The organism is Pararhodobacter sp. (assembly GCF_036802785.1).
In the GTDB taxonomy this organism is placed as follows: domain Bacteria; phylum Pseudomonadota; class Alphaproteobacteria; order Rhodobacterales; family Rhodobacteraceae; genus Pararhodobacter.
The window spans coordinates 1-10,525 of record NZ_DAIRVN010000109.1 but is presented as its reverse complement, the minus strand read 5'-3'; the positions used below and the strand labels follow the sequence as shown (position 1 = coordinate 10,525).

Below are 10,525 nucleotides of genomic sequence, written 5' to 3'. Positions count from 1 at the left end.
ACTCACGACCCTAACCTTGGCAAGGTTATGCTCTACCCCTGAGCTACGCCCGCTCCCTTGATGGCGCGTGATGTATGAAAAGCGGTGCCGGGCCGCAAGGGAAAAATGCAGCAGCGCGCGAAAATTCCTGTGGCGGGGCAGGCGGGCAGGGCAGGGTGCGGTCTGGTGCGCGCAAGAGTGCACCGCGCGACGCATGAACCTTCAGGAAATCATTGGTCCGGGCAATGCGTCAAGCCCCTGTCCGTTCGCGGTAAAACCCCTGTGAGGGCGTGGTGGCGAAGCGTCAGCGGGGCTTGAAGCGTCCCCGCCGCCGCCCATCTTCGGCGCGAAAGCCCTGCAGGGCTTTCACATCCCTCTGGCAGCTCCGGGGTTACCGGGCCGGGGGGAGATGCGGTGCAACCGCGCGCCCTGGCGACAGTCAGGCGCGCCATGAGAGAGGACAAGAGAACCGTCATGCGTATGGCATTTCTGACATTGGCAACCGCGCTTGCCCTGAGCGGCACGCCCGCGTTGTCGGAAACCAAACCCGCCGAGGGCAAACCGGTACTGACGAAATCCCCCAAGGTTGAGGCCTTGAGCCCGCCCGCTGCCGGGGCCGGGAGCAACCGGGTTGAGGCAGAGGTGCTGCAGGCGCCTGCCGGGGGCAAGGGTGGCAAGGACATGGCGACCGGGGTTGCGGACACTGAGCTGCCCGGCTCTGACGCGGCATCGCGCCGCGCGTCCTAACAGGGGGGCGCGCTGGCGGGCTTTCGGCCCTTTGGCGCGCCCGGTGACGCCGCCCCACCAAAGCGCAAACGAAAAGGGGCGCCGCAGCGCCCCTGTCCCTCCCGCAGCCTGTGCGGTGCTTATTCCAGTTCGATCAGCAGGTCTTTGGCCTCGATCTGCGCGCCGGGCTGGACATGCACCGCGCGCACCTTGGCGGCGCGCTCGGCATGCAGGCCGGTCTCCATCTTCATCGCCTCGATGGTCAGCAGCAGATCACCCGGTTTGACCGTCTGCCCCACCGAAACCGCGACCGAGGCGACCGAGCCGGGCATCGGCGCGCCCAGATGGCCGGCATTGGCCGGGTCGGCCTTTGGCCGGGCGGCGGTGGTCGCCTTGACCTTGCGGTTGGGTGTGCGGACGGTGCGGGGCTGGCCGTTCAGTTCAAAGAAGACCTTGACCTCGCCTTCCTCATTCGTCTCACCCAGCGCGATCAGGCGGATTTCAAGCGTTTTGCCCGGGTCGATCTCGGCCGAAATCTCTTCGCCCGCTTCCATCCCGTAGAAGAAATTCCATGTCGGCAGGGTGCGCACCGGGCCGTATTGCCGGTGGCGGCCCATGTAATCAAGGAACACCTTGGGATACATCAGATAGCCGTTCAGGTCCTCCTCGTCGATGCGCAGCCCCTCCAGCTCTTCGGTCAGCTTCTGGCGGGTCTCGGCCAGATCGACAGGAGGCAGGTTCTTGCCGGGGCGTTCCGTCATCGGCGCCTCACCCTTGAGCACCTTGGACACGATGCCCGCGGGCCAGCCGCCTTCAGGTTGGCCAAGATTGCCGCGCATCATGTCGATGACCGATTCAGGAAAGGCCATGTCGCGAGCCGGGTCTTCGACATCGGCGCGGCTGAGGCCCTGGGTGACCATCATCAGCGCCATATCGCCCACCACCTTGGACGACGGCGTGACCTTGACGATATCGCCGAAGATCTGGTTGGCATCGGCATAGGCGCGCGCCACTTCCGGCCAGCGCTCTTCCAGCCCCAGCGAGCGGGCCTGCGCCTTGAGGTTGGTGAACTGGCCGCCCGGCATTTCGTGCAGATACACCTCGGACGAGGGCGCCTGTTGCCCGGTCTCGAACGCGCCGTAGTGCGCGCGGACCTGTTCCCAGTAATCCGAGATGGCGCGGATGGCGTTGATATCCAGCCCGGTGTCGCGGTCGGTATGGCGCAGGGCCTCGACGATGGAGCCCATCGTGGGCTGGCTGGTATTGCCCGAAAACGCATCCATCGCGGCATCGACGGCATCGACGCCGGATTCGGCAGCGGCGATGATCGTGGCGATGGAGGCGCCCGAGGTGTCATGCGTGTGGAAATGGATGGGAAGGTCAACCGCATCCTTGAGGGCTTTGAACAGCACCCGCGCGGCAGGCGCTTTCAGCACGCCCGCCATGTCCTTGACGCCCAGCACATGCGCGCCAGCCGCCTCCAGCGCCTTGGCCATGCGGACATAGTAATCAAGGTTGTATTTGGGGCGCGCGGGGTCCAGCAGGTCGCCGGTATAGCAGATGGTACCCTCACAGATGCGGCCGGTTTCCAGCACCGCGTCCATGGCGACGCGCATGTTTTCGACCCAGTTCAGGCTGTCGAAGACGCGGAACACATCCACCCCGGTCTCAGCCGCCTGTTTCACGAAGGACTGCACCACATTGTCGGGGTAATTGGTGTAGCCCACGCCGTTGGAGGCGCGCAAAAGCATCTGGGTCAGCAGGTTGGGCATGCGCGTGCGCAGGTCGCGCAGGCGCTGCCAGGGGCATTCCTGCAGGAAGCGGTAAGCCACATCGAAGGTGGCGCCGCCCCAGCATTCGACCGAGAACAACTGCGGCAGGTTGGCGGCATAGGCAGGTGCGACGCGGATCATGTCGATGGAGCGCATGCGGGTGGCCAGAAGCGACTGATGCGCGTCGCGCATGGTGGTGTCTGTCAGCAGCAGGCGCTTTTCGGCCTTCATCCAGTCGGCAACCGCCTTGGCGCCCTTCTCCTCCAGCAGGGTCTTGCTGCCCGGTGCGGGGCTGCCAAGGGTTGCGGGCGGCTGGGGCGCGCGGGGCTGTGCGGCGGGGCGGGGGCGGCCCGCCGTCTCCGGGTGGCCGTTGACGGTGATATCGGCCAGATAGGTCAGGATCTTGGTGGCGCGGTCCTGCCGCTTGCGGAAGTGGAACAGAGCATCCGTCGTGTCGATGAACTTGGTGGTGTAGGTGTCATCCAGAAAGGTCGGATGTTTGAGCAGGTTTTCGACAAAGGCGATGTTGGTTGAAACGCCCCGGATGCGGAACTCGCGCAGGGCGCGGTCCATCCGGGCGATGGATTCGGCGGGCGTGGGCGCCCAGGCAGTGACCTTGACCAGCAGGCTGTCGTAATACCGCGTGATCACGCCGCCCGAATAGGCCGTGCCGCCGTCCAGACGGATGCCCATGCCGGTGGCTGAGCGGTAGGCGGTGATGCGGCCGTAATCGGGGATGAAATTGTTCAGCGGGTCTTCGGTGGTGATGCGGCATTGCAGCGCGTGGCCGGAAAGCGTGACATCCTCCTGCCGGGGGGTGCCGGTGGCCTGCGCCAGCGTCTCGCCCTCGGCGATGCGGATCTGGGCCTTGACGATGTCGATGCCGGTCACCTCTTCGGTGACGGTGTGTTCGACCTGAACGCGGGGGTTCACCTCGATGAAATAGAACTGCTCATCGTCCATATCCATCAGGAATTCGACGGTGCCCGCGTTCTGATAGCCCACCGCGCGGCCGATCTTCAGCGCCAAAGCGCAGACATCGGCGCGCTGGGCGTCGGTCAGATAGGGGGCTGGCGCGCGCTCGACCACCTTCTGGTTGCGCCGCTGAACGGTGCAGTCGCGTTCATAAAGGTGATAGAGGTTGCCATGCGTGTCGCCCAGAAGCTGCACCTCGACATGGCGCGCGCGCTGGATCATCTTTTCCAGATAGCCCTCGCCATTGCCAAAGGCGGCCTCGGCCTCGCGCCGGCCCTCGCGCACACGGGTTTCCAGCTCATCGGGGCCAAGGATCGCGCGCATCCCGCGCCCGCCGCCGCCGTGGCTGGCCTTGAGCATCAGCGGGTAGCCGACCTTGGCGGCCTCGGCGCGGATGATATCCATATCCTCGCCCAGAACCTCGGTCGCGGGGATCACCGGCACCCCGGCCTCGATCGCCACGCGCCGGGCGCTGGCCTTGTCACCCAGCGCGCGCATCGTATCGGCGCGGGGGCCGATGAAGGTGATCCCGGCCTCGACACAGGCATCGACCAGCGCCGGGTTTTCCGACAGCAGCCCATAGCCCGGATGGATCGCATCGGCGCCTGACAGCTTGGCCACGCGGATAATCTCAGGGATCGACAGATAGGCAGCGACCGGCCCCAGCCCCGCCCCGATGCGATAGGCCTCATCAGCCTTGAAACGGTGCAGGCCCAGCTTGTCCTCTTCGGCATAGACGGCGACGGTGCGTTTGCCCAGTTCATTGGCGGCGCGCATCACGCGGATGGCGATTTCGCCACGGTTGGCGATGAGGATTTTCTGGAAAGCTGTCATTCGGTTCATCCCTTGAGTTGCGCTGACGGGGCGCTGCTGACGGTTTGGTAAAGGAGTTTCTGCGATGCGGCAAAGGCTTTGAACGGTTTTTTCACATTCAGGCGGTTTTCTGAAGCAAAGGAACCGAAGGCAGGGCAGGGCGGTTCTGTCTGTTACGAAGGATCGCATTTCCTGAAGAGAGATTTTGTGTTGTATAGATTAATCTATGTAAGCTCGGCGCAGAAGTTGTTCGATGCCTCCGATATCGAGAGGATGCTCGCGTGCTCGCGCGAAAACAACGCCGCCGCCGGGATTACGGGGATGCTGCTCTATCACGATGGCGGTTTTTTTCAGGTTCTCGAAGGGATGCAAACCCCGGTCGACCTTCTGTTTGCAAAGATTTGCGGGGATGCACGGCATAAGGGCGTCATCCCGTTATGGCAGGGCCCGGTAGAGGCGCGGTTGTTTGGTGCGTGGCAAATGGGCTTCGTGCCACCCGCGACCTGGCCCACCCCGATTGCCGAAGGGATAGATCTGCGCGGGCTGACGCGCAGCAATGCGCCGTGGTCGCGCGACCGTGTTCTCGGCCCGCTCATCCGTCATTTCCTGAGATCCTACCGGGACCTGTCAGTGTCCTGAGCGGGCCAGAGCCGCTGGCCCGCATCGCGCGGACTTGTCAGGCCCAGTTGCATCATGTTGGCGATCAGGTCTTCGCGCAGGATATGGTCCAGATGCGCCGCGCCGCGCGGGCCAAGGGCGGCCAGCGCGTAATGCCAGGCGCGGCCCAGCATGACGAAATCGGCCCCCTTCGCCATCATCCGCAGGATATCCAGCCCCGATTCCACCCCGCCATCGGCAATCACCGGGTAACCGGGGCCGACAGCGGCGCGGATATCGGGCAGCACATCGACGCTGGCGGGCGCGCCGTCAAACTGCCGCCCGGCGTGGTTTGAGACCCAGACGGCATCCACCCCCGCAGCCTTGGCGCGCGTGCCATCCTCAGGGCGCAGAATGCCCTTGAGCACAAGCGGCCCCTGCCATCCGTCGCGCAGCGCCGCCACATAGTCCCAGTCCGGATTGACGCGCAGCAGGTATCCGGCATGGCCGGTCGAGGGTGCGGTGCCGTCAAGACGCTTGTATTCCTCCATCAGCCGCAGGCGCGGCACACCCATGCGCAGCGTGCGCAGGGCCCATTCGGGGCGCAGCGCGGTCTGGGCGAACATGCGCGGCGTCTTGCGCGGCGGAAAGGCCAGATCGGCGCGCAACTGGCGTTCGCGGCGCGAGGGGGCGGGCACATCGACCGTCAGCACCAGCACCCGGAACCCCGCCGCCTTTGCGCGCTTCAGCAGGTCGGTGCGGATGTCAGCGTCGCGCGGCGGGTAGAGCTGGAACCAGCCCATGTCACCCGCCAGCGGCCCGATCTCCTCGGGCAGGCGGGTGGCGACGGTGGACATGCCGTAGGGGATGCGCTGACGGGCCGCCAGCCGGGCCAGCGCCGCCTCGGCCCCCGGCCAGATCAGGCCGGACATGCCGATGGGCGCAATGCCGAAGGGGGCCGAAAAGGTCTGTCCCAGCAGCGGCGTGGCAAGCTCCGGCTGAAACGCGCCGTCCAGCGCGGAGGGGGCCATGCGGATGGCATCCAGCGCGCTGCGGTTCAGATGCTTGACCGATTCGGTGCCGGTGGCACTGTCGAGATATTCCCAGGCGAAATGCGGAATGCGCCGGCGCGCGCGCTGACGCAGGTCTGAAAGGGCCGGGAAGCGCAGGTCAAGATCCATGACAGATCTATGCCAGCGGGGTGTGGGGCTGGCAAGCGGCCTCATCCTTCCGGCAGCAGCGCCGTGCCTTCGGGGTCATAGAACTGAACCGGCAGGCACTCGCTCAGCCAGTCGCGGCTTGCCGGGTTGCAAAGCGCTTCGGCCACCTGCTCGGCCACCTCGCGCGACGGAAGGCCGCAATGGACCTCATGCCAGTGCACCCCCTCCTGATGCATGACGAACAGATCAACCGACCAGCCGGCGGGCAGGCACCAGTTGGTGTGCAGGCAATCCCCGGCCATCGCCCCGCCCGCGACGCACTGGGCGGTGGCAGCGGCGAAGCCTTCTTCCGGTGTCAGGGCCAGGGCCATGCCCGAAGCCATCTCGGGCGCCTGCACGAAGGCGATGCCGAGAGGGCCATTCCGCGGGACATCGTCCGAGGTTTCTGGCGGTGCTTTCTGCGCCACTGCGGGCATCAGGCCAAGGCCCAGCACCGCCGCTATACACGCTATCCGTTTCATTCCTGCCCCTTCACGCTGATCGCCGCCCAAAGATGGCATGGAAGCCGCCCTGCGGGAATGGCGCGGCAGGGGCGGACAGGTGCAAAATACCGTCACAATTGCGAACAAGAAGTGAACGCAGGCTTGGAACCCGCGCCATGCTGCGCTAGGGTCCGGCAGGATAAAACGGGGCCGGATGGCATGAGCAGCGAAACCAACAGGGACGCGGGGGCGGGGCCAAGCCTGTCGCAGCAGGCGATGGTTCAGGCCGGGCATATGCACCGCGCGCAGTATATGGAGGGGCTGAACACCCCCCAGCGCGAGGCGGTGGAGGCGCTGGACGGCCCGGTTCTGATGCTGGCGGGCGCGGGCACCGGCAAGACCCGCGCGCTGACCGCGCGCATCGCCCATCTGATCGCCACCGGCAAGGCCCGGCCCAATGAAATTCTGGCCGTGACCTTTACCAACAAGGCCGCGCGCGAGATGAAATATCGTATCGGCGCGCTTCTGGGCGATTCGGTTGAGGGGATGCGCTGGCTGGGTACCTTCCATTCGATCGGCGTGAAGCTGCTGCGCAGGCATGCCGAACTGGTGGGGCTGAAGCCCAGTTTCACCATTCTGGATACCGATGACCAGCTTCGCCTGCTCAAGCAACTGATCCACGCCTTCAACATCGACGAAAAACGCTGGCCCGCGCGGCAGATGGCGTCGATCATCGACAGCTGGAAGAACCGGGCCTGGCGCCCCGAATCGGTCCCTGCGGCCGAGGCCGGGGCCTATGACAACCGGGGTACCGAGATTTACGCCGCCTATCAGGAACGCCTGCGCACGCTCAATGCCTGCGACTTCGGTGATCTGCTGCTGCATGTGGTAACGATTTTTCAACAACATCCTGATGTGCTGGCGCAATACCAGCGCTGGCTGCGCTACCTTCTGGTGGATGAGTATCAGGACACCAACGTGGTGCAGTATCTGTGGCTGCGGCTTCTGGCCGGGGGGCACAAGAACATTTGCTGCGTCGGCGATGACGATCAGTCGATCTATGGCTGGCGCGGGGCCGAGGTGGGCAATATCCTGCGCTTTGAGCGGGATTTTCCCGGCGCAAAGGTGATCCGGCTTGAGCAGAATTATCGCTCCACCCCGCATATTCTGGCCGCAGCCTCGGGCGTGATTGCGGGCAATGAGGGGCGGCTGGGCAAGACACTGTGGACCGAGCTGGAAGAGGGTGAGAAGCTGCGCCTGATCGGCCATTGGGACGGCGAGGAAGAGGCGCGCTGGATCGGCGAGGAGATCGAGGCGCTGGAGCGCGGCGGGCGCGGTCTGGGGGCGGTTTCGCGCGACAAGATGGCGATTCTGGTCCGTGCCAGCCACCAGATGCGCGCGTTCGAGGACCGTTTCCTGTCGATCGGCCTGCCCTACCGGGTGATCGGCGGCCCGCGCTTTTATGAGCGGCTGGAGATCCGCGATGCGATGGCCTATTTCCGCCTCGCCATCTCGCCCGCCGACGATCTGGCCTTTGAACGCATCGTCAACACACCCAAGCGCGGGTTGGGTGACAAGGCGCAGCAGACCATCCAGAAATGCGCCCGCGCCGCCGAAGTGCCGCTTCTGGTGGGCGCGCGTCTGGCGCTGCGCGACGGGCTGATTTCAGGCCGCGCCGCCGGAACACTGCGCAGCTTTGTCGAGCAGATGGAGCGCTGGCATGATGCCGTGGCCCTTGCGCCCGCGCCCGTGCTGCAAGACGACGATCTGGTCATCGACGACGGTATCGTGGTGCAGGGCGCGCGGGGCAGCGCGCTGTCGCATATCGAGCTGGCCGAGCAAATTCTGGACGAATCGGGCTATACCGCCATGTGGCAGGCCGATAAGTCGCCCGATGCGCAGGGGCGGCTGGAGAATCTGAAGGAACTGATCAAGGCGCTGGAAAGCTTCGATAATCTTCAGGGATTTCTGGAACATGTCGCGCTGATCATGGACAATGAATCAGAGGATGCGGCCGAAAAGGTCACGATCATGACCCTGCATGCGGCCAAAGGGTTGGAATTTCCGGTGGTGTTCCTGCCGGGCTGGGAAGACGGGTTGTTCCCCAGCCAGCGCAGCATGGATGAAACCGGGCGCAAGGGCCTGGAGGAAGAGCGCCGCCTCGCCTATGTCGGCATCACGCGGGCTGAGCGGCTGTGCACCATCTCTTTCGCGGCGAACCGCCGGGTTTACGGGCAATGGCAGTCGCAACTGCCCTCGCGCTTCATTGACGAATTGCCCGCCGAACATGTTGAGATACTGACCCCGCCGGGCCTTTACGGTGGCGGCTTTGGTGCGGCGGGCATGGCGCGGGCCAGCTCTACGGTGGAAAGCCGGGCCGCGAAGGCTGATGTCTATGCCTCCCCCGGCTGGAAGCGGTTGCAGGCGCGCGGGCAGATTGCAGAACCGGCAGCAGTGGGGCGCAGCATCGGCAAGGCTGCGGGTGGCGAGGACAGCCCGGTCTATCGTCCCGGTGAGCGGGTGATGCATGTGAAATTCGGGCTGGGCACCATTGTTGCCGCCGATGGTGACAAGATGGCCGTGGCCTTTGACCGCGCGGGCGAAAAACACATCGTCGCGCGCTTCCTGACCCCCGGCGAAGGGGTGGATGACGTGCCGTTCTGAGCGCGCTCCGGCACCCGGCTTTCAAGATATCGCTGAAATGTAAAAAGCGCGACTGCCCAGGGAGGAGGAGGGGCAGCCGCGCTATTGTGCATGGGTCAGGGAGGAGGAAGACCCAGGCATTCCGGTGGGGCGCAGGGGCCCCGGTGTTGGTTTGCGCGACCACCCAGGGAGGAGGAGGGGTGGCCGCGCTAGCTGCATGGATCAGGGAGGAGGTTGACCCAGGCATCTCGGTGGGGGCGCATCGCTGCGCGGCCCCGGAATAACGCGCGCGGTTGCCCAGGGAGGAGGAGGGGCAACCGCGCTGTTGAGCGGACAGACCCGGGAGGAGGTGGGCCGTCGCATCAGGTTTGGAACGACCGCAGGGAGGAGGAGAGCGGCAGTTCCTTCACGATCGGCCCAGGGAGGAGGAGGGGCCTTTCGTCTCGTGTCGGGCGGCGCTTGTGGTGCGCCGGCCCGGAATTCTTTGGCGCCTCAGGCGTTCTTGCCGTAGGCGGCTTCATAGGCCAGCCGGGTAATCATCGACCGCGAGTAGCCCAGATCCTGCAGTTCCCGCGTGCTGAGCGCGCTCAGCTCGTTGTAGGTGCGGCGGAATACCGTGTAGCGGTTCCAGGTATCGGCCAGTCCCGCAAAGGTGGCGCGGATGGCACTGAGGGGGCCTGCGCCGCGGATGGTTTCATTCAGGAAAGCCATGGTATGCTCTTTCGTCTTCGGTTCTTCGCGCTTTCCCTGCTTTCTTGTGCGGTAGAGCGCGGTTGCGTTCGTGTTGAGCCAAAGATGATGCAATTGCTGCGTCTGCACAATACCCCAGTTGGTCAATGCTGCTATGCAGCAAATGCATGGCGGTCCGGTCTAAAGAAGTGGCTGAAAACAGCCGCGCTGCCGCCAAAACAGGCATGTGGTGAACATCTTTTGGCGTCGGGCAGGGTTGTCGCCGGTGCTGGCTGCGCCGCTTGACCTTGCAATGCCCTTGCTCGGCTGGAAAAAGAGCACAGGTTTAGCGCAACGTGTCAGACCGGCCAGAACAGGAGCCTCATTATGAATACGCCTCCCTCTCCAACGCGCGAGCAGGTGCTTGACGCTTTGCGCGCCGTTGTCCTGCCCGATGGGGGCGACCTTGTCGGCGGCGATCTGGTGCGCGCGCTGGTTATCGAGGAGGGTATGGTGCGATTCGTGCTTGAGGCCGAAACGCCCGAGGCCGCGCGCAAGCTGGAAACCGTGCGCGCTCAGGCAGAGCGGGTGATTCTGGCGCTGCCCGGCGTGGCCCGGGTCAGCGTGGCACTGACCGCGCATGGCCCTGCCGCGCCCCGCCCCGCCCCCCCCACCCCCGCAAGCGGTTGGGGGGGCGGCTGGCGACGGG

9 protein-coding genes are annotated in these 10,525 nt (G+C 65.1%); 5 read left to right on the top strand and 4 right to left on the bottom strand.

What is annotated here, in order from left to right; all coding sequences use genetic code 11:
- Positions 1-453 precede the first annotated feature (453 nt).
- On the top strand, positions 454-726 hold the full coding sequence (locus V7Q53_RS22350; RefSeq protein WP_333831132.1) for a hypothetical protein: 273 nt from the start codon (positions 454-456) through the stop codon (positions 724-726).
- Positions 727-845: 119 nt separating this feature from the next.
- Here the strand turns inward: V7Q53_RS22350 and V7Q53_RS22345 are convergent, their stop codons facing one another.
- Positions 846-4,286: a pyruvate carboxylase gene (locus V7Q53_RS22345; protein WP_333831131.1), complete on the bottom strand. Its 3,441-nt coding sequence runs from the start codon at positions 4,284-4,286 to the stop codon at positions 846-848.
- Positions 4,287-4,364: 78 nt separating this feature from the next.
- On the opposite strand from V7Q53_RS22345, the gene V7Q53_RS22340 reads away from it, so the two are divergent.
- Positions 4,365-4,904, top strand: coding sequence for a BLUF domain-containing protein (locus tag V7Q53_RS22340; protein ID WP_333831130.1), 540 nt, complete (start codon positions 4,365-4,367; stop codon positions 4,902-4,904).
- Here the strand turns inward: V7Q53_RS22340 and V7Q53_RS22335 are convergent.
- Positions 4,880-6,043, bottom strand: coding sequence for an alpha-hydroxy acid oxidase (locus V7Q53_RS22335; protein WP_333831129.1), 1,164 nt, complete (start codon positions 6,041-6,043; stop codon positions 4,880-4,882). The genes V7Q53_RS22340 and V7Q53_RS22335 overlap by 25 nt on opposite strands.
- A gap of 41 nt (positions 6,044-6,084) precedes the next feature.
- A complete protein-coding gene (locus tag V7Q53_RS22330; protein WP_333831128.1) occupies positions 6,085-6,543 on the bottom strand; it encodes a hypothetical protein in 459 nt (152 codons plus the stop codon).
- A gap of 180 nt (positions 6,544-6,723) precedes the next feature.
- On the opposite strand from V7Q53_RS22330, the gene V7Q53_RS22325 reads away from it, so the two are divergent.
- The gene (locus tag V7Q53_RS22325; RefSeq protein ID WP_442954468.1) at positions 6,724-9,168 is read left to right on the top strand and encodes an ATP-dependent helicase; all 2,445 of its coding nucleotides are present in this window, start codon (positions 6,724-6,726) and stop codon (positions 9,166-9,168) included.
- Positions 9,169-9,639: 471 nt separating this feature from the next.
- On the opposite strand, the gene V7Q53_RS22320 is transcribed toward V7Q53_RS22325, so the two are convergent.
- Entirely contained in the window at positions 9,640-9,858 is a 219-nt protein-coding gene (locus tag V7Q53_RS22320; protein WP_333831127.1) for a DUF1127 domain-containing protein, read from the bottom strand.
- A gap of 3 nt (positions 9,859-9,861) precedes the next feature.
- Between V7Q53_RS22320 and V7Q53_RS22315 the strand changes: the two genes are divergently transcribed.
- Together V7Q53_RS22315 and V7Q53_RS22310 are read left to right on the top strand one after the other, a co-directional pair.
- Positions 9,862-10,122, top strand: coding sequence for a hypothetical protein (locus V7Q53_RS22315; protein WP_333831126.1), 261 nt, complete (start codon positions 9,862-9,864; stop codon positions 10,120-10,122).
- Positions 10,123-10,203: 81 nt separating this feature from the next.
- On the top strand, positions 10,204-10,525 hold a 322-nt coding region (locus V7Q53_RS22310; protein WP_333831123.1), incomplete at its 3' end, for an iron-sulfur cluster assembly protein.